Source organism: Paenibacillus sp. 1A_MP2 (assembly GCF_052244825.1).
GTDB lineage: Bacteria > Bacillota > Bacilli > Paenibacillales > Paenibacillaceae > Paenibacillus > Paenibacillus vandeheii.
Genome location: NZ_JBQQCS010000001.1, coordinates 5,782,952 through 5,807,487, shown reverse-complemented (window position 1 = coordinate 5,807,487; position 24,536 = coordinate 5,782,952). Strand labels below are relative to the sequence as shown.

At 46.4% G+C, this 24,536-nt stretch carries 21 protein-coding genes, 3 pseudogenes and 1 other annotated feature; of the genes and pseudogenes, 18 read left to right on the top strand and 6 right to left on the bottom strand.

The genetic code is table 11. From position 1 onward, the window contains the following. Positions 1–28: 28 nt before the first annotated feature. The 7 genes from ACTWJ7_RS28725 (at position 29) to ACTWJ7_RS28695 (ending at position 7,535) form a co-directional block, all read left to right on the top strand. On the top strand, positions 29–547 hold the full coding sequence (locus tag ACTWJ7_RS28725) for a hypothetical protein (RefSeq protein WP_301879661.1): 519 nt from the start codon (positions 29–31) through the stop codon (positions 545–547). Positions 548–1,072: 525 nt separating this feature from the next. Further along, positions 1,073–1,981, top strand: coding sequence for an ABC transporter ATP-binding protein (locus ACTWJ7_RS28720; RefSeq protein WP_301879660.1), 909 nt, complete (start codon positions 1,073–1,075; stop codon positions 1,979–1,981). Further along, a complete protein-coding gene (locus ACTWJ7_RS28715; protein WP_301879659.1) occupies positions 1,974–2,768 on the top strand; it encodes an ABC transporter permease in 795 nt (264 codons plus the stop codon). The genes ACTWJ7_RS28720 and ACTWJ7_RS28715 overlap by 8 nt, the downstream gene beginning before the upstream one ends. A gap of 222 nt (positions 2,769–2,990) precedes the next feature. Next, on the top strand, positions 2,991–4,064 hold the full coding sequence (locus ACTWJ7_RS28710) for an AI-2E family transporter (protein WP_301879658.1): 1,074 nt from the start codon (positions 2,991–2,993) through the stop codon (positions 4,062–4,064). Positions 4,065–4,370: 306 nt separating this feature from the next. Beyond that, positions 4,371–4,766 (top strand): GntR family transcriptional regulator, encoded by a 396-nt coding sequence (locus ACTWJ7_RS28705; protein ID WP_301879657.1) that lies wholly within the window; start codon positions 4,371–4,373, stop codon positions 4,764–4,766. Between the two features lie 24 nt (positions 4,767–4,790). Then, positions 4,791–5,891 (top strand): DUF1648 domain-containing protein, encoded by a 1,101-nt coding sequence (locus ACTWJ7_RS28700; protein WP_301879656.1) that lies wholly within the window; start codon positions 4,791–4,793, stop codon positions 5,889–5,891. A gap of 54 nt (positions 5,892–5,945) precedes the next feature. Beyond that, the gene (locus ACTWJ7_RS28695; protein ID WP_301879655.1) at positions 5,946–7,535 is read left to right on the top strand and encodes an alpha/beta hydrolase family protein; all 1,590 of its coding nucleotides are present in this window, start codon (positions 5,946–5,948) and stop codon (positions 7,533–7,535) included. Between the two features lie 127 nt (positions 7,536–7,662). Here the strand turns inward: ACTWJ7_RS28695 and ACTWJ7_RS28690 are convergent, their stop codons facing one another. After that, a complete protein-coding gene (locus ACTWJ7_RS28690; protein ID WP_443146110.1) occupies positions 7,663–9,021 on the bottom strand; it encodes a hemolysin family protein in 1,359 nt (452 codons plus the stop codon). Between the two features lie 377 nt (positions 9,022–9,398). On the opposite strand from ACTWJ7_RS28690, the pseudogene cls reads away from it, so the two are divergent. Continuing rightward, a pseudogene (gene cls, locus ACTWJ7_RS28685) lies at positions 9,399–10,837 on the top strand (cardiolipin synthase). A gap of 345 nt (positions 10,838–11,182) precedes the next feature. Further along, positions 11,183–12,091: a YitT family protein gene (locus tag ACTWJ7_RS28680; protein WP_079350919.1), complete on the top strand. Its 909-nt coding sequence runs from the start codon at positions 11,183–11,185 to the stop codon at positions 12,089–12,091. 61 nt (positions 12,092–12,152) lie between these two features. Here the strand turns inward: ACTWJ7_RS28680 and ligD are convergent. From ligD to ku, 5 genes and pseudogenes are all read right to left on the bottom strand, one after another. Continuing rightward, positions 12,153–13,041: pseudogene (gene ligD / locus ACTWJ7_RS28675) on the bottom strand (non-homologous end-joining DNA ligase). 85 nt (positions 13,042–13,126) lie between these two features. Continuing rightward, complete coding sequence (locus ACTWJ7_RS28670) at positions 13,127–14,092, bottom strand: ATP-dependent DNA ligase (protein ID WP_301879651.1); 966 nt, start codon at positions 14,090–14,092, stop codon at positions 13,127–13,129. Between the two features lie 69 nt (positions 14,093–14,161). Then, the gene (locus ACTWJ7_RS28665; protein ID WP_301879650.1) at positions 14,162–15,259 is read right to left on the bottom strand and encodes a GerAB/ArcD/ProY family transporter; all 1,098 of its coding nucleotides are present in this window, start codon (positions 15,257–15,259) and stop codon (positions 14,162–14,164) included. A gap of 214 nt (positions 15,260–15,473) precedes the next feature. Beyond that, positions 15,474–16,343, bottom strand: coding sequence for a VOC family protein (locus ACTWJ7_RS28660; RefSeq protein ID WP_301879649.1), 870 nt, complete (start codon positions 16,341–16,343; stop codon positions 15,474–15,476). 269 nt (positions 16,344–16,612) lie between these two features. After that, a complete protein-coding gene (ku, locus tag ACTWJ7_RS28655) occupies positions 16,613–17,524 on the bottom strand; it encodes a non-homologous end joining protein Ku (protein ID WP_024632869.1) in 912 nt (303 codons plus the stop codon). 194 nt (positions 17,525–17,718) lie between these two features. Between ku and ACTWJ7_RS28650 the strand changes: the two genes are divergently transcribed. The 9 genes and pseudogenes from ACTWJ7_RS28650 (at position 17,719) to ACTWJ7_RS28610 (ending at position 24,349) form a co-directional block, all read left to right on the top strand. Further along, on the top strand, positions 17,719–17,949 hold the full coding sequence (locus ACTWJ7_RS28650) for a hypothetical protein (protein ID WP_443146109.1): 231 nt from the start codon (positions 17,719–17,721) through the stop codon (positions 17,947–17,949). A gap of 70 nt (positions 17,950–18,019) precedes the next feature. After that, positions 18,020–18,196, top strand: a complete 177-nt coding sequence (locus ACTWJ7_RS28645) for an H-type small acid-soluble spore protein (RefSeq protein WP_024632867.1) — start codon at positions 18,020–18,022, stop codon at positions 18,194–18,196. A 195-nt stretch (positions 18,197–18,391) separates the two neighbouring features. After that, entirely contained in the window at positions 18,392–18,874 is a 483-nt protein-coding gene (gene tsaE, locus ACTWJ7_RS28640) for a tRNA (adenosine(37)-N6)-threonylcarbamoyltransferase complex ATPase subunit type 1 TsaE (RefSeq protein WP_024632866.1), read from the top strand. A 2-nt stretch (positions 18,875–18,876) separates the two neighbouring features. After that, a complete protein-coding gene (gene tsaB / locus ACTWJ7_RS28635) occupies positions 18,877–19,725 on the top strand; it encodes a tRNA (adenosine(37)-N6)-threonylcarbamoyltransferase complex dimerization subunit type 1 TsaB (RefSeq protein ID WP_301879799.1) in 849 nt (282 codons plus the stop codon). 239 nt (positions 19,726–19,964) lie between these two features. Further along, positions 19,965–20,486 carry a ribosomal protein S18-alanine N-acetyltransferase gene (rimI, locus tag ACTWJ7_RS28630; RefSeq protein WP_301879647.1) on the top strand — a complete coding sequence of 174 codons (522 nt, stop codon included), beginning with the start codon at positions 19,965–19,967 and terminating at the stop codon, positions 20,484–20,486. Then, the gene (tsaD, locus tag ACTWJ7_RS28625) at positions 20,483–21,538 is read left to right on the top strand and encodes a tRNA (adenosine(37)-N6)-threonylcarbamoyltransferase complex transferase subunit TsaD (protein ID WP_301879646.1); all 1,056 of its coding nucleotides are present in this window, start codon (positions 20,483–20,485) and stop codon (positions 21,536–21,538) included. The genes rimI and tsaD overlap by 4 nt, the downstream gene beginning before the upstream one ends. Positions 21,539–22,072: 534 nt before the next feature. Further along, on the top strand, positions 22,073–22,264 hold the full coding sequence (locus tag ACTWJ7_RS28620) for a hypothetical protein (RefSeq protein ID WP_443146108.1): 192 nt from the start codon (positions 22,073–22,075) through the stop codon (positions 22,262–22,264). Beyond that, positions 22,239–22,581: a binding site (T-box leader), on the top strand. Its footprint overlaps the gene before it by 26 nt. A gap of 206 nt (positions 22,582–22,787) precedes the next feature. Continuing rightward, positions 22,788–23,851: pseudogene (locus tag ACTWJ7_RS28615) on the top strand (2-isopropylmalate synthase); the annotation flags it as partial. 12 nt (positions 23,852–23,863) lie between these two features. Continuing rightward, entirely contained in the window at positions 23,864–24,349 is a 486-nt protein-coding gene (locus ACTWJ7_RS28610; RefSeq protein ID WP_443146436.1) for an alpha-isopropylmalate synthase regulatory domain-containing protein, read from the top strand. The last annotated feature ends 187 nt before the right edge of the window (positions 24,350–24,536 follow it).

The window sequence follows — 24,536 nt, the reverse complement described above, 5'->3', positions numbered from 1 at the left end:
TATGGAAGTAGGACAAGGGGGACGGGGCATGCTGCGAAGAAGGAACCGGAATGCATTACTTAAAAAGATCGGATTCATAGCACTTGTATTGCTGCTGTTGTGGCTCATCGGCAGAACCATCCCATACCTGTTTCGTGCGGATGCACCAGACGAAGCTGCTGCTCTTGCCGAAGAGTTTTACAAATATGAGCAAACGGGTGATTTCGGCAGTTCATGGGAATTGTTTCATCCGCTGATGAAAGAGCGTTTTCCCAAAAGCGCTTATTTACAGTCCAGAGCGCATATTTTCATGCAGCATTTTGGGGTGGAAACCTTTGATTTGGAGATGGAGAAGCCGGAACGGGAGTTTGACGTTACGGTAATAGATGGCGTTAAGCCATTTGCAGAGGCGTATCGCATTGGGGTTACCCAGAAGTTTACGGGAACCTTTGGTCAATTTAAAATCGTGCAGAATTGTTATATCGTAAAGGATGGGGACGATTGGACGCTGCTTTGGTATTATCCGAAAAATGGGGACAACGAGACCGAGCATGACAAAACTGATTGATAGTATTAACCCATACTATGAACCGAATTGTATCATTTGAACTTAAAAAGGCTCTATGAATGCGAGACTTTAGTCGCATTTATAGAGCTTTTTTGCATTTCATTTCTTTTTAAACCTGCAAGGGGTTGACATTAGTCCCGGTGTCAAGTAAATTACGAGTTAGATACAAAATGTATCAAAATTCAGCGTCTAACGACAAATAACAGGGACTTCAATGCTCCTTGTGAGGGGAAGGAATATCATTGATCGAAATGGACCGCTTTTACTGTGTCAGTTGTGGGATGATTGTGTCGGTCGCTAGGGCTCTGTCGAACTAAAGGAAGAGGACTGTGGAGGCAATCACGTATTTCGCACCGGATTTTATCGGAGTGAAATGCCGCTTGGATGCTGTGAAGCGTGTGTAGTTCATACGAAACGTCAGGGGAAATCCCAGTTTGCGGGACAATATACTAAAGATTATGATACACTGTGTTCATATGAGAAACGGGCATGATGTGAATGTCCGTCGATGAAGGAGGGAATGGAATGCAGCAGGAGCCGGTCGTCCGTCTTCAGGGCGTCAGTAAAATCATCTCCTCCCGATCATTGGTCAGTGACCTGACTCTGGATATTTCTCCGGGGCAGGTTTTTGGTTTTTTAGGACCCAATGGGGCGGGGAAAACAACAACGATTCGAATGATGGTGGGACTGATGTCTATTAGTAAAGGAGATATCATCATCTCGGGACACAGTGTAAAGAATGAATTTGAGCAGGCCATAGCTCAGGTTGGGGCAATTGTTGAAAATCCTGAAATGTACAAGTTTCTGACTGGATACCAGAATCTCGTGCACTTTGCCAGAATGTCGCCTGGCATTACGAAAGAACGCATTGCCGAGACGATTGAACGTGTTGGGCTCACAGCCCGCATTCATGATAAGGTAAAGACCTATTCTCTGGGTATGCGACAGCGTCTGGGTGTTGCCCAAGCCATATTACATAAACCAAAGCTATTGGTATTGGATGAGCCTACCAATGGGCTTGATCCACAGGGAATACGGGAACTTAGGGATTATTTGCGTCAGCTTTGTCAGGAGGAAGGCATCACCGTCTTTGTATCCAGCCACTTGCTGTCGGAGATGGAATTGATGTGTGACACCGTTGCAATTATCCAGAACGGCAAGCTGATTGATGTGAGAAATCTCAGAGCTGAGGCGGGGGCAGATGCCCTTACTGAAGTTGCTTTTGAGGTGAATGATGCACCGCGTGCAGCTGAACTGATTAGTGAGGCTACAGTTCAGGGCAATGCTATTGTGATTCGGTTATCCCGTGAGCAGATTCCGGACTTGAATGCGAGGCTGGTCAGTGAAGGGTTCCAGGTATATGGTATCCGTAACGTTACCCATACGCTGGAAGATCAATTTTTGCAAGTGACTGGGGGCGGCAGCATTGGGTAATTTCGGCAATCTCATACTGAATGAAAATATGAAAATTTTCCGTCGTCCGCGTACCTGGATTATGTTATCCATTCTGGCATTAATCTCGCTGTTGATGCCGGTTCTGCTCAATGAAGGCATGGGGTCCAGTGAGGTTCCATACTGGCAAGCAGCTATTACAACCGTTCAGATCGTCTTTTTCCTGAATACTATCTTCTGTGTCGTCATTGCAGCTGAAGCGGTAGCTGGTGAGTTCACCTGGGGAACGATTAAACTACTGCTGATTCGTCCGTGGTCGCGCAGCAAAATACTGGCATCCAAATATTTGTCCGTGATTGGATTTAGTATTCTGAGTACGTTACTTGTTGTTATTCTGGCAACTGTAATGTCGTATATGTTATTCTCCCATTCTGCAGCTCAGGATGGAAGTGGTGCTTCTGCTTCGCACGCATTTGCACTATGGGGATATCTGTACGTGGACTTGTTTATTACACTCGCTATAGCCTTTATGGTCTCCTCCGTATTTCGTTCGGGAGCTCTGGCAATCGGGCTGTCTCTGTTTATCATGTTTACACAGAATTTGTTCTCACTAATTTTCAACCCCGAACGGTACGATTGGGCCAAGTATGTTCTGTTTAATAACATGGACCTCAGTCGATACATGGGTTCAGCAACAGACTTGGGACTAATGGGTGGAGGCAATGCAGGCATGACACTTGGTTTTTCTATTGCCGTACTGGCTGTATATTATGTGATTTTCATGGTGATCTCATGGGTTGTATTCAACAAAAGAGATGTGGCAGGCTAATCGCCTGCTTCTTTTTTTGCCCAATTTCTACTTCAGGGTGGAAAGAGAGTATATTCAGCATTCGCTGTGGCATGACTAGCATTTAAGGGTACATATAATCATACATGAGAATATGGCTTGGAGTGGAACACGCTGCCCAAGCTGTAGTAAGTTGCATTAATTACATACATATTATCGCCGCAGTCGTATTTGGCAAAGCAGCGTATGGAGGGATCACGTTTCTTGATAAACAACAAGTTTTACCGTATATGCACAGCGATTATTTTGCTGCTGCTCATCGTGTATTTGGGGGATAAAGTCAACTTTATCTTTACTCCCTTGACCTCGCTGATTCACATCATCATCATTCCGCTGCTAATTGCTGGTTTTTTCTATTATCTGCTGCGTCCGCTTGTCGACTATATGGAACGGCACAAAATGAAGCGTGCACTGTCAGTCCTTATCATTTACGTGGTGATTGCCTTAATTTTGGCAGGATTCAGTGTACTTGTATGGCCTTCACTGCGTGAGCAGCTGTTGAACTTTGTGGAGAATGCCCCGGTACTGGTTACTTCGCTCAGCGATCAATTGGCTGAATTCGAAAGGAGCGGTTTCCTTTCAAAATATTTACCTGAGGATTCCGATCTCTTCTCGCGCTTTTCTGATTTTCTGAGTCAAGGGATTGCTCAGGTAACGGATTATGTATCCGGGTTATTCTCGGTCGTATCCAATCTGGTTATCATTCTGGCGACGTTCCCGATCATGCTGTATTACATGCTTAAGGAAGGCAGCAAATTCGGAACCAATCTCACACTTCTGCTCCCGAGACGTTACCGTAAAGATGGAGAAGAGACGGTCCATGAAATCGATGAAGCTTTAAGCAGCTATATTGTAGGCCGTGTCATTGTCAATGTGGCCTTGGGAATTTTGATGTACATTGGTTTTCTATTTCTGGGGTTGCCGTATGCACTTCTTCTGACAGTTGTATCCATCATTTTGAACTTCATTCCTTATGTGGGGGCCTTGCTGGCAGCTATTCCTGTCGTCATTGTGGGGTTCATTGAATCACCTTCGATGGCGATCTGGTCGCTTGTCATTATTGTCATTGCCCAGCAAATCCAGGACAATCTGATCTCTCCATATGTCTATGGCAAACAGTTGGATATTCATCCGTTGACTACCGTCATCTTGCTGCTTGTAGGGGCGGACCTGGGGAACATTCTTGGGATGATTATCGTTATTCCGTTATATATGATCCTGAAAATTATAGTTCGCAAAATCCATTATCGGATTGTCGAAGATAAGACTGAACTTTGAATGAAATTTGAATACAACTCTGTCATGTGCCTCCACTAAGCTCTTGAATCACATAGATAAGCTCATCAGGATAAGCCGCATACCAATGGTGAAGGGTCAGGTAAGCTTGCCCTCGCGATTGATATGCGGCTTTATGCATAATAGGCTACTCAAAATATGGGTGAGCCAAAATAACTAATATACTCGTGATATAAACTCCCGCATCAATCCCCCTTGTACTCACACTTCATTATTTCATACGTATTGCTCACTCGTGTTATATCTGTTATACTTGATATATAACAGATAACAAAAGAAGGTGAACTCTTGATTATTCAACTTGATATGCAATCCGAACTTCCCATCTATTCACAACTTGTTTTTCAAATTATCGAAGGGATTGCTAGTGGTGAGTTACAGCTAGGTGAGGCGCTACCTTCGGTTCGGAATTTGGCAGCAGATATTGGAGTTAACCTTCATACGGTCAACAAGGCTTATACATTACTCAAGCAAGATGGATACATTCTAATTCATAGACAAAAGGGAGTCGTAGTAAACCCTGATGGAATGCCTGATTTAACGGATGATTTTTTGAAAAAGCAGCAAAGAGAAATAAGACCGATTATTGCCGAAGCGATATGTCGCGGAATGACCAAGGAGGAACTATCTGCGGTATTAGACCAAATTTATGATGATGTTAAGAGGGGTTACAACAAAGAATAAAAGAATCAAGGGAGTGTGTTATCTATGCAACTATTTAGTATATTACCTATCATTTTAATCTTTGCTCCATTAGCTTTATTTCTATCCTTTACACCATATGTGACAAGGGAAACAATTAGCTTTGGGGTTACGGTAAGTGAATATAATTACTACACACCAACCTTACGTAAGCTACGGAGTACGTTTGCTAAAATAAGTCTGATCGGGAACGGAATGGTTATACTTGTCTGTCTGTATTTACTCCGATCTGCTAATGAAGAGTCTAGCGCAATGATTACCGGTGTTTGCACAATTATGTTCATTGTGTATTGGGCAGCACTAAATATAGTATTTCATTTCAAAATGAAAAAGATAAACGGAACACATACAACTGTAGAAGCGCCTCAAAGGGTTAAAATTGATACCACCTTCCGCCAAAATAAGCTCACCTATTCCAACTATTGGTTTCTCATTCACATTACTATTATTGTAGCCATTGCGATCATTTCGATCCTGAATTATAAGGCTCTACCTAACGTCATTCCTATAAAATATGATCTTCAGGGCAATGTCACTTCCAGTGTGCCTAAAACCTACCTTTCCGTACTGGCTATTAATCTTGTACAGCTAGGAATAATTGCACTGATGATGTTGGTTAACTGGAGTATTAAAACAAGCAAACAACAGCTTACCACTTCTGATCCTTCCCAATTTGCTGCTAAAAATATTCAATTCCGCCGTAAATGGTCCCTATTTACGATAATAACAGGGTTGCTTCTTACCATTTTATTTGCCTTCATTCAGATAAATATGTTCGTCCCTAATCTGGTCTTGTTGACAGCTATTAGCTTCATCACCCCTGTGGTGATCGTGTTAGGTGCTGTATTACTGTCTCTAACAGGCAGACAAGGTGGTGGGAAGATTCGGAATCATCAAGAGGAACGCGAAAGATCCAAGGAGCAGCCTGTGAATGACGATGATTATTGGAAGCTTGGTTTTATTTACTTTAATGCCAATGATCCTTCCTTTACCGTAGAAAAACGTTATGGAATAGGCTGGACTATAAACTTCGCTCGTCCACTATCTTGGGTCCTGCTGTTATTCATCATTGCTATTGTTGTTATAAGTATAGTCCTGAGCCAATAAATGCTCATATATCTATGCATATAATAAATAAAATTATCAGGAGGAGTTATTACGATGAACAATTGGAAAAAGCTATTACTTTCTCTTACTTTCGTAGGTCTCATCCTGCCGGTGACATCCATCTCAGCAGCTGCTGAGAAACCCGCTGGTAGTGAAAATCTAGTTCCTATTCGTGAGATTGCAGAAAAGAATGGGGCAGAGGTATCCTGGCAACAAAAAACAGGACAAATCACAATAAGTAAAAATGAACTTACTATTGTAGTTAAGGTAGGAGAGAAACAGGCGATTGTGAATGGCCAAGTCATATCCTTAGACAATCCTATTCAGTTAACGAAAGGAGTTACCTTTATGGATGGGGGATTTCTTACCAAGACATTGAAGGCAGCGCCTGAGGATATATTCATTTCACTTATTAGTGAGGGCAATGGCAAGGAAGCTGCGAAGTATGTTCATACCTCTGTTAGCGGAGTGTTGTCACCCACGTTGTTGAGTCAGCTATGGGCAGCATTAGAAGGTCAAAATGGAAAAATTTCAAGTGAAGCCATAGCTAAACACGTAGAAAATAACACAGTGCATCGCAATGTTACCTATACTTTTAAGACAAAGCTGACTCCTTTAAATATTACGGTCAGAATGAATCATAACGGACTTGTGGATGACTTGTATATTGCCGCCGCTACTCCAGATGTATATCAAAAACCAAGCTACGACAACCCATCTGCCTATACAGAACAAGACATTACGGTCGGTCAAGGTGATTTAGCTTTACCAGGGACATTAACTTTGCCCAAGGGAGAGGGACCTTTCCCGGTTGTAATTCTGGTACACGGATCCGGGGCTAGCAATCAAGATGCTGCCATTGGTGGTGCAAAGCCGTTTCGCGATCTTGCGGTAGGCTTAGCTTCACAAGGAGTTGCTGTATTGAGATACGATAAGGTCACGTATGAGCATACCTATAAGGTGGCTTCACAGCCTAAATTCACATTAAAACAAGAGAGCGTGGATCAGGTAAACGATGCAGTGGAATTACTTAAAAAGAATACACATATTGATTCTACAGCAATTTTTGCTGCAGGACATAGTCAAGGCGGGTTTGCAATGCCGTTAATCATTGCTGAGGATAAACAACATGATATTGCAGGAAGTATTCTACTTGCTGCACCAAGCAGTAGCTTTGTGGATGTGCTTACCGAGCAGCAGGACGAATTAGTAGAGCGGATGAAGCAGCTCGGCTTAGACACGGAGATGATTAAAAGACAAGCTGATTTTTATAAAAATGTTGCTGCGATAGTTAAAGATCCTAAATATTCTGTAGATCATCTTCCTGAGGCGTTTCCACTTCAACCTGCTTATTGGTGGTTTGAGCAGAGAGATTACGTGCCTGCGGAACTGGCTAAAACACAAAATACCCCTATGCTTATTATACAAGGCGAAAATGACGTGCAAGTGTCTATGAACCAATTCCAAACCTGGAAATCGTCTCTTCAAGGTCATTCCAATGTAACGTACAATAGCTATCCAAAGGTAAATCATCTTTTATCCAGCTATGATGGACTTTCGATCGGTCAAGAGTACGCTGAGCCATCTAATGTCTCCAAAGCCATTATAGATGATATTGCGAAGTGGGTATTAAAATCAAACTAAAAAACGGAATGGTAAGATAGATTCTTGGTTAGTGATAACATGGGGAAGTGACACATTGAGCGGGAAATAATAAGAAGAGCACTTACCAAAGTAGGCAAGTGCTCTTCTTATTATTTATAAAGTTGCTTTATTTAGCCCAATTAGCCCTCTTCTCATCTTCATCCGTGTAGTCGGACATGGTCAGTGGTTCCTTGGGAACAACAGCGACTTTGTAGAAACGATTCTTGTCTTTTTCCAGCAAAACAAAAATCAGATTCTCGAACTCATATTCTTCCTGTTCATTCATCTCTGGACGATGGCTATAAAGCCATCCGCCAATGGTGTCCCATTCGTCAGCATCGAGGTTTGAGGTGAACATGTCGTTTACCTTGGACAAGGATACCTTGCCATCCATAATCACATAGTTCTCATTGATGACTTGAATATCTTCCACTTCATCTGCGTCGAACTCATCCCGGATTTCCCCGACGATCTGTTCAAGCACATCTTCAATCGTTACGATCCCGGATGTACCTCCATATTCATCGACTAGCACGGCAATATGCACGCCATCTTTCTGCATCTTTTTCAGCAGGTCCTTAACGGGAGTCGTTTCGTGAACAGCAGATACAGGCTGAATCAGGGAAGATAGATCGACGGGCTCTTCATTTCCATACAACTCCAGGAAAAATTGTTTGGTATTAATAATACCGATAATATCGTCTTTGCTCTCATTTACCACTGGAAAACGGGTGTATTGCTCTTGCCGGATAATATCCAGGTTTTCCTCGTTTGATCTATTGACATAAAGGCAGACCATATCAGTCCGGGGTACCATGATTTCTTTGGCAAGCATCTCATCAAAAGCAAAGATCCGGCTTACATATCCGAACTCAGCTTGATTGATTTTGCCGCTCTCAAAACTTTCATTGATGATAATCTGTAATTCTTCTTCTGAGTGCGCATCCTCATGCTCCGATGCGGGTTTGATTCCGAACAACTTGACCAGTTGATTCGCTGAGCTGTTTAACAGCCAGATAAAAGGATACATAATTCGGTTAAACCAGATGATAGGTGTAGACGTCCACAGTGCAACGGCTTCGGCTTTACGGATTGCAATCGTTTTAGGTGCAAGTTCACCAACAACCACATGCAAGTACGTGATGGCAACAAACGCAATAACAAACGATAAGAATGAAGAAACCGTCTCAGGCATGTGCATGCTTTCGAACACAGGGTGGAGAATTTTCTCAACCGTTGGTTCACCCAGCCAGCCCAGTCCCAGAGATGTAATCGTGATACCCAACTGACAGGCGGACAAATATCCGTCCAGGTTGGCAACGGCTTGTTTGACAGCCAAGGCACGCTTGTTTCCCTCTGCAATCATTTGGTCGATCCGGCTCGGACGAATCCTCACCAATGCGAATTCCACCGCAACAAAAAACGCCGAAAATCCTATCAAAATCGCAACCAATACTAAATTTAACGCATACCTCTCACTGTCCATTAACTAGTCTTCTCCTTTAAGTAATAAGTTTTTAACGAATATTATATCTAATTTTACGTAAGAAGACCACCTTCCGGTCAAGAAAAGAGGAAGAGTCTGGAAGGCAATGTGTGCGAAATGGCGATGGAGTACTGATCTGCTGACTGGGAAGAAGCATATGTAGAAGGGAACACAGTCAGAATTTACAACAGCGAAGCTTGGAATGAAATGGCTTAGTGCTTTTTGCAGATCAGCTTTGTATGTAAAATTTTATCTAAGCAAACGTTACGAACAGGGTATACATTGGGTATCTAATGATTAGCTAAAGGCTTTATCGTCAAAGCTTATACAGTGAGAGAGAACGGCAGGGTTACACCTTGCCATGAGGAGGAAGCCGAATGTTTTGGCTGGTCATTATTTTGCTCGTATTTACTTTTCAGGCAGCCACCATTCTGTTGCTGGAATTCCGCAATCCGGCGAAAGCTGTGGCATGGCTTTTTATTTTATTCTGTGTACCTTTGATCGGCTTTGTTGTGTATTATTTTGTGGCCCAAGACTACAACAAACGCAAGAAGGTGCGTAAAGGCGGTTCACGTATCTTTCGTGAAATACGGGAAACGATCTGGGAGCAGGCTCATATTATTGATCATGCCGATCAGATGTCTGGCAGCCGATACACCCATCAGCACCGTTTGTTTAACATGCTGTCACACCTGTCTGAGAGCCCGATTACAGGCTGCAATCGGAGTCAAGTACTTACGAATGGTGAAGAGACATTTGGAGCCATGTTGAGGGCAATGGAGCAGGCAGAGCACCATCTGCATGTTGAATTTTATATTTTTCGGGATGATGTCATCAGTACCAAGTTTCAGGACGTGATGATTCGCAAGGCGAAAGAAGGCGTCAAGGTGCGGTTGATCTGCGATGGACTCGGCAGTCACAAGATGAGCTGGAGCTTTATTCGCAAGTTTCAGGATGCAGGCGTGGAATTTCATTATTTTCTGCCGCCGCTCATTGCAACGATTGACCGAAGGGTAAACTACCGGAATCACCGTAAAATTGTGGTGGTGGATGGAAGGATTGGATTTGTGGGTGGAATTAACATAGGAGACGATTATCTCGGACAATATCCGGAGGTTGGATTCTGGCGTGATACCCATGTACAGATCGAGGGAGATGCCGTATATTTCCTGCAAAATACGTTCCTGAACGACTGGAAACTCGCTTCCGGCGAGCAGATTACAGAGCCTCAACTGACAGAACTGTTCCCACCACATATTTGCAGCGGAGAAGAGCGGATTCAGATTCTGTCCAGTGGACCGGATCAGGACTGGGATGCCATTCAGGAAATGTGCTTTGGTGCGATTTCCGTGGCTTGCGAGCGCATATACATCACAACACCCTATTTCATTCCCGATCCCGCATTGTATGAAGCAATCAAAACGGCCGCTGTCAGTGGCGTGGATGTGAAAATCATCATTCCGTATCAATCGGATTCCCGACTTGTGCATTGGGCCTCAATGTCCTATGTAGAAGAATTGTTGCGTGCCGGAGTGAAGTTCTATCAATATCGTAAAGGTTTTGTGCATGCCAAGGTCCTGATTGTGGATGAATTGCTTGCAACGGTAGGCACAGCCAATATGGATATGCGCAGCTTTTTCTGCAATTTCGAGTTGACCGCCGTGTTGTTTGATACTTCATCCATGGATCGGCTGACTGAGGACTTTGAACGTGATCTGGATCAATGCAGCCAGATTGAAGTGAAGGTGTTTCAGCGGCGTTCACGGTGGCAAAAGGGGCAGAAATCCTTTCTCGCATGCTTTCTCCGCTGCTTTAGCCGTTATAGGGCGAATTTCTCAAGATAAGTTCACTTTTTGTGAATTTATCTTCTTTTTGCTAACTATTTTGCTCAAATTTGATCTTTTATGATATAATGTTTATATAAATTATGTCTTGGCGAAGGAGGGGAGTCTGCGGGATAACAGGCTCCCTTTTGCTCTCTTTTGGAAGTGTTAACCAGAATTAAGACATACTTGAATACATTTCATATAGCCTTTAGGTGCTTTGATAACGGGGTGCATATCGCATTAGGACGGTGTTGTTCTTCTGTATGCAGGGTTCCTCTCGGGTACTTAAATGATTTATGAAATGGATTCACATATTGATCATAACGGGGGATACGATGTCCAATGTATCGGTTAAAGAACTAACATCCAAGCCGGACCGCAATGTTAAAAGCTCGGTGTTTTCACTGAAGCTTCTGCAGCGCATTGTGATGATTCTGGTCGGTGCTGCACTGATGGCTGTGTCACTCGAAGTATTTCTCGTGCCGAATGGCGTTATTGATGGCGGAATAACAGGGATCTCGATTATGGTGTCAGAGCTTACGAATCTGCCACTCGGAATGTTCCTAACCTTGCTTAACTTGCCTTTCCTTATTCTAGGGTATAAACAAATTGGTAAAACGTTTGCGTTATCTACATTGCTCGGGATCGTCGTGATGTCCATTGGAACGTCGTTGCTGCACCATGTTCCTGCACTTACGCCAGGTGAACCATTGCTTGGAGCTGTATTTGGCGGATTGATCTTGGGTGTCGGTGTTGGTCTCGTCATTCGTTCCGGCGGTTCACTGGATGGTACGGAGATTGTCGCCATTCTGCTGAGTGAGAAATCACCATTGTCTGTAGGTCAGATCGTACTGTTCATTAACGTATTTATTTTTGCTGGTGCAGGTTTTGTATTTGGCTGGCCAAACGCCCTGTATTCCATGATTGCCTATTATATTGCAATGAAGATGATTGATATTGTGAATGAAGGATTGGATCAATCCAAATCGGTATGGATTATTAGCGAGAAGTATCGTGATATTGGTTCAGCGTTGACCGATCGTTTGGGTCGTGGCGTCACTTATCTTGATGGAGAGGGCGGCTTCAGCGGAGACGAGAAGAAAATTATCTTTGTGGTTATTACCCGTTTGGAAGAAGCGAAGCTGAAATCCATTGTTGAGGATTGGGACCCGCATGCCTTTGTGGCGATTGGTAACATTCACGATGTGAAGGGCGGACGTTTCAAGAAAAAAGGTATACATTAGCGAATCTCATCGCACATAAACAGAAAGATAGCCGGTACCCTTGGTTTGAGGGTGTGACCGGCTATTTTTGTTTTAAATGCTGGATGATCAGTTCAACAGGCTGGGGCTCGAGAGCTGCGATCAGGTCCCCGGTCTGCGTCAGGCGTTCCACGATGTTCATTAAGTGGTAATCCTTGACCGAAACGTTGCTCCGAACCTCATCCCATGTGAGTGGAGTGGACACCGTACCGCCTGGTTTGGCGCGGGGAGTGTAGGGAGCTGCGAGCGTTTTGCCACCGTAATGCTGGAGGTAATCGAAATAAATGCGGTCCCCCGGTCTTTTTTAAGACGCTCCAGTGTAAATAGATCCGGATGTTTTTGAGTGACATATTTGCCTACAAAATAACCGATGTCCCTTAACTCATCGAAGGTTACACCTTGGTGAATCGGAACAATAATCTGTACACCTGTGGCCCCAGAGGTCTTTGGTACCGATCGTAAACCAAGCGAAGTCAGCGTTTCGCCCACAATTAGGGCAGCCTGCATGATGCGAGGTTCTTCTTCCTGGGAAGGATCGAGATCAATCATCCACTCACAAGGAAGATGGCTGCCTACGGCATGCAAGGAAGGGTGAAACTCCAGAGCAGCCAAATTCCCAAGCCATAGCAGGTCTGGAAGGTCGTTCATCACCACATATCGTATCCCCTCATGCACCTCGGTTCGTACAAACTCGGGAACGGGATCTGGAGCATTTTTCTGATAGAAAACTCACCGCCTGCACCATGGGGATAACGTATTGTAGTAAGCAACCGATTTCGCGTGTAAGTCAGCAGATAGGGAGCCAAAGCCGCCAACTTTTGCAAATAGATGGCCTTGGTTACACCTGCTTCGGGCCATAACAGCTTGTCTGGATTGGTCACTGTAAGTTCCATTCCATTAATGGTTATGGTGCCCTTGATCGAACGGGGCATGAAGAACACCTCCTGTAGTGAACAAGTATGATTTTAAAGGGGAAGAGAAAGCCCTCTTACTATCTCAAGCGGATGGAAAAATGGTTTATCGTTCAAGTAAAAGGTGACTGATCTGACTGGCCTGGCACTCCTCCCGGGTCACGGAAGCAAAAGCCTGGATACTGGGATGACGTAGTGTTCGATGATGGGTGAGTTCCATGAATTGCACTTTGACACCGATTTGTGGTTCGATCCATGTCGTCTCCGCGCTTCTCTCGGGTAGGTTGTGAAAGGGTCTATCCTTCCGAATAAGAGGTTGTACTTCTTCAGTTAGTTTACGCCAGGAGTCCGAGTTCAGTTTACCCGTGCCGACATGACCAATATAGACAAAGTTAGGCCCATCATATACACCGACGGCGATTGCATTGACGATACCACTGCGGTACGTGACCCCGCCAATCATCGCATATAGATCGTGGAAAATCTTGACCTTCTGCCAGCGTTGATCCTTGCCGTTGATTCCATAGGTGCTGGAAAGGTCTTTACATACAATTCCCTCCATCTGGTGCTGTCTCATAACCGCGAGCAGGGCGTCGGGATCTGACGTGTTGGTCACCTCCTGAACATGAGGAGCAGGATTCAGAACTTGATGCAGAAGACGTTGACGTTCTGAAAGAGGTTGATCTGTGACCCATACCCCATCGCAAAAAAGAATATCAAACACCATATAAGTGACCGGAATCTGGTGTATAGCTTGGGCAATGCCATCCGGTCTGCTCATGCGATCTCGCCGCAGCACGTGATAAAAGGACGGTTTTCCCGTATTCGGATCAAGCGCAATAATCTCTCCATCCAAAATATAAGAAGGGACGGAGCACAGATTGCGTGGCTGGACCAACTCAGGATATTGTGCAGTTCGGTTGTGCAATCTGCGATTAATCAACTGAATTCCCTGTCCGTCCTCGTAAGCAAGCATACGAACCCCATCCCATTTGATTTGGGCAATCCAGTTGGGCCCGGTAGGGATTACATCTCGAGATACAGGTTCAAAAGGAACCAGGGGCTTGAACATGTGCTTAAAACTCCTTTCCTCTTTCAAATCTGCCTGAGCTTGATCATCCAAGGTTTGATTGGCGCAAGTTTAACCCTTACGCAGCCGTGTCTTTAGTTTATGTACCATAATGAGCAGCAAAGGAATTCCGATGCCACAGGTCAAGTCCCAATCAATCCAATACGGAATGACAACCTTGAGATAGAAAATTTCGTTGGGAGCTAGAACAATAGATATGGCCAAAATCAACAGGGCACCCGGCAAAATGAGTGGACGATAGCTGGACAATTTGAAGAGGTGAGTGATTCCCAGTACAAAGCTATAGAAAAACAGAATGCTCTTGAAAAAGACAGCAATAATCCAGACGGAGGCCATAAAGGCCTCAATGCGCTGCAAAAAGTTGCCTATATTGATTTTCAGCGACAGATTAAATGCTGCAAACCAATGGTGCTGGGTCATAAAGGGCCCCATGACCAGCAGACAGATGGTTAACGTTAGGGTAAGCATTAATCCGCCTATCATGGCTGCCAAGAGGACATCCTTTTCCCAATGAGTTTCCTTTTTGGCATAAGGAAAGAGCATAAGAAAGATGCACAATTCACAGTAAGGATAGGTAAGCACAGCGACAAAGCCTTTAAAAGGATTCAGAAAGCCTTCCGCAAGAATAGGCTTGATGTTGTCCAGATGTGAATGTGGGAACAGACATACAGTCAGAATGAGCAGGAAAACCACGATCAGGGGAAGAAAAACTTCGGCACTCCTGCCTATGGGTTCCAGACCGGAAAAGAGTCCCCAGGCAAGAGTACAAACAAAGAGAAAATTAACAATAAAGAGTGGAGATTCAGGCAGGATCTGGGTCGTCATGAAATCCCCAATTTCTCTTATGAAAGTGGAGGTACACATCAGAAAGTAGAATAAATAAAAACAGCTGAATAAGGCCCCAATCCAGGGTCCCAGAGTATGTAGTACATGTTGAATCAAATTCATCTGAGGCTGCAGTTTGTATACAACGAGCATAATGGCCAATACTCCCATACCTCCAGCAACACCTACTAATGCGGATAACCATGCATCCTGATGCGCATATGAGGTGATCATAGAGGGGAAGACGATAATCTGTTCACCAATTGTGCACAAGAACATCAGGGAACCCAGTTGTCTTACGGTTATACGCCCCTTCTCAATCATGTGGGATCTCCTTCGCATGTCGATCTAGATATTTGGTTAGGATGCACCAATTACACCAATTTTATTAGGCAATGGATAAAGACATATCAATATAAAAAAGAAAGCAAAAAAAGCCCGGACAACTAATTTCCCCATATGGAGCGAGAAAATTTGTGTCCAGGCTAATCAGTATACTCAACTTACCGCATAACATTCTCGTCACGAATTTCCCGTGTTAGCTTGTTGTAGTCAAGCGAATGCGAATATTCTGTGGGTCTACAGTAAACCAGTCCGTTCCTTGCTGTTCAATAGACGCATTCGATTGACGCAGTTGTTCTACAGCTTGTTCCAATGGTTCTTTTCCGTCATAAATGATGGTGAAGTAGTCAATTCCCGTCGCATTGTCCGGATTCACTGGTGCACCTGCACCAGCCCAAATGTTCAGGCCGATGTGATGGTGATAACCACCTGCCGACACAAACAGGGCGGACATGTTGGCGAAATTGCCAACGACATCAAAACCAAGCACTCCCGTATAGAAACGACGTGACTCTTCCAGACTGCGTACATGGAAATGAACATGACCAATGACCGTTCCGACAGGCAGGCCTTGCCACGGCTCGTTTGCGGCCAGAGCGAACAGGCTGTCTACATCAACAGGATCACTTGACATAATGTAGTTATTATCTGCATCCCGTTTCCAGGTGTCGCGGGCACGGTCTGCATAGATTTCGATCCCGTTCTGATCCGGATCGGAAATATAGAATGCTTCACTGACCAGATGATCACCCTGACCAATTTCGATGCCGGATTCAGCCAGATTACGGAGGGCAAGGCCCAGCGATTTACGGTCAGGCAGCAGAATAGCGAAATGATACAGGCCTGAAGTGGAGCGAACAGGCATCGTCACTGCATCGGTTAACTGCTCAAGGCGTAGGAGGGACTGCTTTCCATCGGCTGTCAACGTAGCGACTTTTTCACTGCGTTCAAGCAGTTTAAGCCCGACCACCTCGGTGTAAAATTGAATGGATCGCTCCAAATTGCTGATTCGCAGACTTACTTCACCCAGATGGGTTGTAGCAGGAATCTGATAAGTAGTAGTCATAATGATTTCCTCCTGAAAACAAGTTTAGTTGGTTTGTTAAGGTGCTGTCCTCGGCAATGTATTCGGGCTATTGTAAGGTCTGGCTCATGTAGATATGAGGCTCATCTGTACATTTATAAATAAGTTACTTTTCATAAGTTAATATAAAATATAAACCAACTTTCGTCAATTGTATTTTCGGTTTATAAATATAAAACAAAAATCCGGCTTCAGGGCCGGATCTCCAATGTTGATGTTGAGGACAAATCAATCTATATGCTTCTTGCCGCTTACGCCTTGGGTTTGGGAGCAGCTTTTTTTCTTTTGGCAGGAGCAGGAGTGTCCGTTTCTCCTCCAGCCGTCGCTTGTGCCGAGGTTTTCTTGGGAGTACGTTTTTTGGGTTTGGCTGTGGTGGTTCCAGGGTCGGAAGGTATGGGCTTCACAGCTTCAATACTTGCTTGCAGCGCTGCCATCAAATCCATGACATTGGCTTCCGGTTTGGCAGGGGCGATCTTGATTTCTTCACCTGCCACTTTGTGATTGATCAGATCCAGAAGTTTGGCGCGGTAGTCGTCTGTATATTTACCCGGTTCAAAAGGAGTAGATAACTGATCAATCAGCAGTTTTGCCATGGTCAATTCCTTCTCATTAACGTTCAGAACCTCTGGGAGGTTTGGAACCTGAGAAACGGGACGAATCTCATCCGGATAGAAAATGGTTTCCATGGAGAGGCAATCTTCCAGCACACGAATCGCAGCCAAACTGCTTTTGGAACGAATGGATATTTTGGCGATGCCAATTTTGCCTGTATCGCGCATAGCAGTCATTAACAGCTGATACGCGTTTCCACCCGCCTGATCAGGGGAGAGGTAATACGTTTTTTGAAAATAAATCGGATCAATCTCCGTTAAATCCACGAAGTCCAGAATGGTAATGGTTTTACTGCTGGACTCATTTAACGCCTCAAGCTCGTCCTTCTCGAACAAGACGAATTTGCCTTTCTCATACTCATATCCTTTGGTGATTTCTTCCCATTGAACCTCAACGTCGCAGGAAGGACATTTGCGTACATATGCGAGTGGACTACCGCAGACTTTGTGAATATAACGCATGGAGATGTCTTTGTCTTCGGTAGCCGAAAACATTTTGACAGGAACATGAACCAGACCAAAGCTAATTGCACCTTTCCAGACCGTATGCATGAACGGCTCCTTTCCGAGAACATTTTATGATTAGTATGGGCATTTCACGGGCGGGATAACCGTATTTGCCCGGAACGGTATGCTTCAGAAAGAGTGGGGGATGATAACAGAAACATCCTTAAGATCTGCATATGTCAACGCTGGTTAGAAAGAGGATGATATTAGTTATCAACTATCACGTAAGGAGGTACCCCATGAAGAACAAACGAGACGAAGATGAAGCTCACGCCCATACGTTCTCTCCGTATCCTCCTGCTGAGTCGGAAGGATCTGAGGATTTTCATACGCCTGCAACAGCGGTTAACTGGGAGGCTGTCACTTCAGAAGAGCTGCCGCTGGACCGGGAGTCGTTCATGCTGGATATTGACCGGATGGTGAATGAGGGCCTGGGCGGGGACAAGTCACGGAAGATAACGGTTATATAGGTGATAGTACAACGGACAGTATGATTCGGGAATCACATGAAGATCCGGAAGGGGAGTATGAATAATCATGATGGATGTGCAACGCGCCAAAGCTATTTTTGAATCAAAGGATACGATTGCTGTTACGTTGGAGGGAGATCCGGTCTGGATCGAAAATGTAGATGAAGCCAACGGCATGGCAACGGTACAAGTAGGCAGCAGACCGGGAAATACCCAGACCGTTCGTGTAGATCGTTTGGAAGAATAGAAGCAAAAGGACGTGCTGCGGGATGTCCAAGAAAGGCCGGTGCCGTCAGGGACCGGTTTATTTGTCGTTCGTGTGAATGTTTGGCTTGGCTTCTATCCTGCTTCTGATCCTTCGATGTTGCGGGGAAGAATGGGACCGATATAATAAGGTTCAAAGTGAACTCAGGCGGCAGGACCGCCAAAGGTGGGGCGTATATTGAATCAGACGCACGAGCAGTGGGTGTATCACTCCCATGGCATTGCAGATACAGAAGTACTCGCGTCCGCACTCGCTGAACAGGCAACCGCCGGCATGGTGATTGCACTGGACGGTGATCTGGGCGCGGGCAAAACAGCATTTTCACAGAAGTTTGCCTGGCATTTGGGTGTACGTGATGTGGTCAACAGCCCCACGTTTACACTGATTAAGGAATATGAAGGGCGTCTGCCCTTGTATCACATGGATGTGTATCGCATATCACTGGAAGAAGCGGACGAGCTTGGACTGGATGAGTATTTCTATGGAGCCGGAGTCAGTCTGGTGGAATGGTCCAGCATTATTCCCGAATTGCTGCCGCAAGAACACTTGCATGTGCAGATCGAGACGACAGGTCCTGAGGATCGAACGATTACGCTGGATGGGTATGGTGAGACGTATGCTGCCATGTGCCAACAGTTCAGACAGAATGGAGTCAAATGATGATGGAAGATTTACAAAAAAAGCCGCGCCAGCGGTTTTTGGCGTTGGATACGTCGACTGCGGTGATGGCAGCCTCAGTTATGGAAGGTCACGCCCTTCTGGAAGAACGCAATGAACGGGCAGAACGCAACCATTCAGTGCACGTGGTGCCTGTGATGGAGCAGCTGCTGAAAGCCAGCGGCACGCAGCCGGGACAGCTGGACGGCATTGCCGTCGGCATTGGCCCAGGCTCGTACACGGGCATCCGCATTGCGGTGACCGCGGCGAAGACGCTGGCCTGGGCATGGGACATCCCCGTTGCCGGGGTGTCCAGCCTTCAGGCTCTGGCCTGGGGCGGCTGGCACAGCGGCCTCGCCGCCAAGGCCGAAGCTGCGGCAGAGGATGCCGCAGCAGGGGCTGGCGGAACGCCATCCGCGGACCAGGGCGGCACAGGTGCCGCCCCTGTCCACTGGATCGTTCCGCTCGTGGATGCACGGCGCGGTCAAGCCTATACCGCGCTGTTTGCCTCCGCCGGGAGCGCTGCGCCCCGGCGGCTCGCACCGGATGCCATCCGTCTGGTGGACGGATGGCTGGAAGCCCTCGCCGCCCGCATGGCGGAGGCGGCGCCGGAAGAGCGGCCCGCTGCCGTCTGGATTGTCGGCGAGACGGGCCCGCATGCGGCAGCAGCGGCTGAGCTTTGCTGCCCCGCAGGAACGGCGCTCCAGCTCGTGCCCTATGAGCTGGAAGGCCGCTGGGTTGGGCGCCTAGGCGCCGAAGCGCTGCTTGCAGGTCAGCGAGATGACGTGCATGCACTGGTACCCAACTATACCCAGCTGGCTGAAGCGGAAGCCAACCTGCTGCGCAAAGGCTAAAAGAGGTTGTTCAAAAAGTCCGCTTTTGATTACGAAGGATGCCTAGTGGCATCATCAGCATCGAATATGGAATTCAGCCGAAATAAGCGGATGCTTGCGAAGTATGTTTCCTTCGGAAACATTGTAGTTGCTCACGTAGTTTTCCCTACGCTCCGCTACTCCATTTCTAACTGCATCCCATCTTCTCGATACTGAAAACCGGTCTTTTTGAACACGCACTAAAGGGGGAGGGGAAGCAGATGGACAACGTGGAGAAAGAAGAGCAGGAAGCAGCGTTTCAGTTCAGGTTCATGACTCTGGATGATATTCCCGATGTAATGATTATTGAACATGAAGCCTTCACCCTGCCTTGGACGGAAGAAGCGTTTCAGAATGAATTGACACACAATCATTTTGCAAAATATATGGTCATGGAATTGGAAGGAACGGCGATCGGCTATGCCGGCATGTGGACGATCATGGATGAAGCCCACATTACCAATATTGCGGTCAGGGAAGCCTATCGTGGACGCAAGCTGGGCGAGAAGCTGCTGGACGAATTGATGAGAACAGCGGCTTATCTCGGGATGTTACGAATGACCCTGGAAGTCAGGGTTTCGAATCGGATTGCCCAGAGCTTGTATCAGAAAAAAGGGTTTGAATCGGCGGGTCTTCGCAAAGGCTATTACTCCGACAATGGGGAGGATGCGATGATTATGTGGGCGAATTTGCCGCCCGCAGACCGAAGCGGCGAAGAGGAAGGAAGCGTAACGGATTCATGAATGATTTCAAGGAAAAGCTAAGTTCGGAACCATCTTATATATTGGCTGTGGAGACAAGCTGTGATGAAACATCCGTTGCGGTAGTCAAGGATGGACGGGAAGTGCTGTCTAATCTGATCTCCAGTCAGATCGAGACACATAAGGCATTTGGCGGCGTTGTGCCTGAAGTGGCTTCGCGTAAACACGTTGAAGTCATTACATTGATGTTGAAGCAGGCTATTGAGCAATCGGGCATTCGTCCCCGTGATCTGAGCGCGATCGCCGTCACGCAAGGGCCTGGCCTGGTCGGTGCATTGCTGGTCGGTATCGTGGCAGCGAAAACGATGGCCATGGCGCTTGGCAAACCGCTTATAGGTACACATCATATTGCAGGACATATCTATGCCAACAGACTTACCCATGAGCTGCAATATCCAGCGATGGCACTGGTTGTTTCGGGTGGTCATACAGAGCTTGTGCATATGGAATCCGAAGGCAAGTTTAAACTGATCGGGCGTACGCGTGATGATGCAGTAGGCGAGGCTTATGACAAAGTGGCCCGTGCACTGGGTTGTCCCTACCCGGGAGGACCGCATGTGGACCGGATGGCTGCTGAAGCCGAGCAGGCGGTACCTTTGCCGCGCGTCTGGCTTGAAGCGGATTCGTATGATTTCAGTCTTAGCGGCTTGAAATCTGCTGTACTGAATGTGTTGAATCAAGCCAAAATGCGTGGAGAAACACTTGAACCATCTGCTGTGGCAAGGGGCTTTCAGGAAGCTGTTGTTGAAGTGCTGGTAGAGAAAGCGGTAAGGGCTGTCCGTGAGTATGGATCACGTCAATTGCTGTTATGCGGTGGCGTTGCGGCAAACCGGGGATTGCGTTTAGCTTTGCAGGAGCGTTGTGCGAAGGAAGGGCTCGAATTGCTGATCCCGCCGATGGAATATTGCACCGACAATGCAGCGATGATTGGAGCTGCGGCATATTTGAAATGGCAGCGGGGAGAAATCTCGGAATTCGATGCCAAAGCAGATCCTGGACTTTCACTTGAGGCATGGTCAGTTCAATCGCTATAGAATAATTCATGTATATCCATACTTGACAGCCTCATATGAAGACTGTATATTAATTACAAATTAAATCAGGAATTCGATATGTTCAACTAAACATTTACACGATAGCGGAGAGGACAGAAATAACCTGGAGAAGCGAAGCGTTCGCCTTTATCACCGGATTTTCCCTTTTAGAGAAGGGAATCAAAGAAATCTGGGGATAACAGCGATCGGAAGGTTGTTCAGTCATCGGAGCGCCAGTGTAAATACTCATTTGTTGACTTATATAGATTCCTGAACTGAAAACGCAATGAACAGGAACAGTAGGGTAATTCCCGGTCATAGAGAGCTGCGGGGTGGTGCAACGCAGTCGAAGGAAACCTGAAACTCACCTGGAAGCGGAACGATGGAACACGGTAACTCCCCGGGAGAAGCCGAAGGCCGATGATGGCCCAAAGTACATGGTTACGGGTTGCCTCCGTGAAAGGGCCGTTGTTGATGGAATACGGATGACATATCGGTAGAAAATCAACAATAACTGAGGGGGCTTTTGTCACTTTGGGCAATGATAACGGTATGGACGCATACAGGATCAGCTCGAAGAAAATGAAAGTCAACAAGAGTGGTACCGCGAAGGTGAACAGCCTGTCGTCTCTTGCAATATTGCAGGAGATGGCAGGCTTTTTTGATTCTCAAAATGGTGATGGGTCCATGATCACATATCATAAATGTAATGAACGGGAGCAGTAAAACGATAAAGCGCACAGAGAGCTGCGGGGTGGTGCGACGCAGCAGCTGAAATCGTTCGAATCTCGCCCGGGAACGGAGCTATGGAAGCATGGAGACCGATGTCTCATCCCATTGTCCTTGCGGACGAATGGGCATGTGGTACACAGCAACGGCTAACCCCCGTTACAGGGTGTTTCTCCGGCTGTCGGTTGTACGTGTTGCATGTACGCAGAGACAACTGATATGCCCGGAGACGACGAGGTGGATGGTGCCTGGCGCAAGCCTGGACCATCAAGCGAGAGTGGTACCGCGGAGGATAATAACCCGCCGTCTCTTAGATGAGATGGCGGGTTATTTGTGTTTGCTGCCGGCAGCAGGGTGGGCGATGGGAATCAATAATCACAGTTAAAAGAAAATACGCATGGTGTGCAAGTCGACGTGCACACTGGCATGGATTGCGAAATGAATAAACATAGAAAACGAGAATTGAACGCTTCGTTCTGATCCCCAGTAACGAATAATCATTCAAAATTGATGGAGGTTAATGGATATGACAACGAACAATAACAAACGCATGATAGAGATTTTTGATACAACACTGCGTGATGGAGAACAAGCACCGGGAGCGAGTCTGCAGCCTGAGCAAAAAATTGAACTGGCACATCAGTTGGCTTCTCTGGGCATTGACGTCATCGAGCCTGGATTCCCGATCTCAAGTCCAGGTGAGTTCGCGGCGGTTCAGGCGATATCCAGACAACTGCAAAATGTGGAGATTTGCGGATTTGCGCGTGCGGTCAAAGGGGATATAGATGCAGCCGTTCGAGCAACGGCTGACGCAGCACGCCGCCGAATTCACCTGTTTATCTCCTCTTCGGACATTCATATTGAGCATCAACTGCGCCGTCCGCGCAGTGAAGTGGTGGCTACCGCGCGGGAGATGGTCTCCTATGCACGTCAGTTCACGGATATTGTGGAATTCACCGCCATGGATGCGGCTCGTACGAAGATGGATGATCTGATCGAGATGGTTGAAGTGGCCATAGAAGCGGGAGCAAGTATTATCAACTTGCCAGATACAGTCGGGTACGCACTGCCGCATGAATATGGAGAGATGTTCCGTCAGGTACGTGAGGGTGCAAGGGGCGGAGACAAGGTTCGCTACAGCGCACACTGTCATAATGACTTGGGGCTTGCGGTTGCGAACAGTCTGGCTGCCATTGCCAACGGTGCTTCCCAGATTGAAGTAACCATTAACGGTGTGGGAGAACGGACGGGCAACTGTGCACTGGAGGAGCTGATTATGGCTCTGGAGACACGGGGAGACGTGATTGGCGCAACGACGAATATCAAACTGAACCAGATGTATGAGACATCCCGTCAGATTAGCCGTGCCATGCATTTCCCGATTGCCTACAACAAACCGGTGGTGGGACGCAATGCTTTCCAGCATGAGTCTGGTATTCATCAGGATGGTTTGCTCAAGAACCGGAGTACGTATGAGATTATGGACCGGAAGCGCTGGGGATTCCACGCAGCATGATTATTCTGGGCAAACACTCCGGTCGTCACGCTTTGAAAGATCGGGTCCGCAAATATGGTTTTGAACCGGATGAGCAGCAGATGGAACAACTGTATGAGGTATTTAAAGAAACTGCCGATCAACAAAAAGTGGTCAGTGATGATCAGTTATTGCAGATGGTTAGCCAAACTATGAATATCCCTGCACAGGATTATGAGCTGGTTGAGTTGCAGGTCACCGCAGGCAGCATGACCGATCGAATGGCAGCAGTTCGTATTCGTACGAGCGCAGGGGAGCATTCCTATTCTGCGGTTGGTGGTGGTCCGGTAGATGCAACCATTCGTGCGATTGGCCAAAGTATTTCGGACGATATTACGTTTGTCGACATGGAGATGCACGCGCTGAGCGGAGGAGAGGCAGCGAGTGCGGAAGCCGCGGTTACCGTGGAGCGTGCAGGACGTGAATTCAGAGGGACAGCCACTCACAATGATATTGTCATGGCTGCGGGTCTGGCGTATGTCGCAGCTTGTAATGCTGCCGGATTGAAGGCAGAGTCTTCCGAGAGTGATGAACCTATACACGCATAATAGTACTTCAGCAAATCACATAAATTTGTGATCACAAGCAGACCAATGGCAGGCCTTGAATACAGAGGTCTGCTTTTGTCCTTTTATAGGAGATAAAAAGAGAATGAATGATTACGTTTGTCAAGATGTGAGTATAATTATCCACATATCCAGTGCAAATTGTGGGTAACTGCACCAAAGTCAAACC

Bases quoted from the DNA above. Each gene is read 5' to 3' on its own strand.
- ACTWJ7_RS28720 (WP_301879660.1), top strand. From the start codon at position 1,073: ATGCAGCAGGAGCCGGTCGTCCGTCTTCAGGGCGTCAGTAAAATCATC.
- ACTWJ7_RS28725 (WP_301879661.1), top strand. From the start codon at position 29: ATGCTGCGAAGAAGGAACCGGAATGCATTACTTAAAAAGATCGGATTC.
- ACTWJ7_RS28650 (WP_443146109.1), top strand. From the start codon at position 17,719: ATGAAGAACAAACGAGACGAAGATGAAGCTCACGCCCATACGTTCTCT.
- tsaD (WP_301879646.1), top strand. From the start codon at position 20,483: ATGAATGATTTCAAGGAAAAGCTAAGTTCGGAACCATCTTATATATTG.
- ACTWJ7_RS28700 (WP_301879656.1), top strand. From the start codon at position 4,791: ATGCAACTATTTAGTATATTACCTATCATTTTAATCTTTGCTCCATTA.
- ACTWJ7_RS28645 (WP_024632867.1), top strand. From the start codon at position 18,020: ATGGATGTGCAACGCGCCAAAGCTATTTTTGAATCAAAGGATACGATT.
- rimI (WP_301879647.1), top strand. From the start codon at position 19,965: ATGGACAACGTGGAGAAAGAAGAGCAGGAAGCAGCGTTTCAGTTCAGG.
- ACTWJ7_RS28680 (WP_079350919.1), top strand. From the start codon at position 11,183: ATGTCCAATGTATCGGTTAAAGAACTAACATCCAAGCCGGACCGCAAT.
- ACTWJ7_RS28670 (WP_301879651.1), bottom strand. From the start codon at position 14,092: ATGTTCAAGCCCCTGGTTCCTTTTGAACCTGTATCTCGAGATGTAATC.
- ACTWJ7_RS28665 (WP_301879650.1), bottom strand. From the start codon at position 15,259: ATGATTGAGAAGGGGCGTATAACCGTAAGACAACTGGGTTCCCTGATG.
- tsaB (WP_301879799.1), top strand. From the start codon at position 18,877: ATGGAAGATTTACAAAAAAAGCCGCGCCAGCGGTTTTTGGCGTTGGAT.
- ACTWJ7_RS28695 (WP_301879655.1), top strand. From the start codon at position 5,946: ATGAACAATTGGAAAAAGCTATTACTTTCTCTTACTTTCGTAGGTCTC.
- ACTWJ7_RS28690 (WP_443146110.1), bottom strand. From the start codon at position 9,021: ATGGACAGTGAGAGGTATGCGTTAAATTTAGTATTGGTTGCGATTTTG.
- ACTWJ7_RS28610 (WP_443146436.1), top strand. From the start codon at position 23,864: ATGGAACAACTGTATGAGGTATTTAAAGAAACTGCCGATCAACAAAAA.
- ku (WP_024632869.1), bottom strand. From the start codon at position 17,524: ATGCATACGGTCTGGAAAGGTGCAATTAGCTTTGGTCTGGTTCATGTT.
- ACTWJ7_RS28660 (WP_301879649.1), bottom strand. From the start codon at position 16,343: ATGACTACTACTTATCAGATTCCTGCTACAACCCATCTGGGTGAAGTA.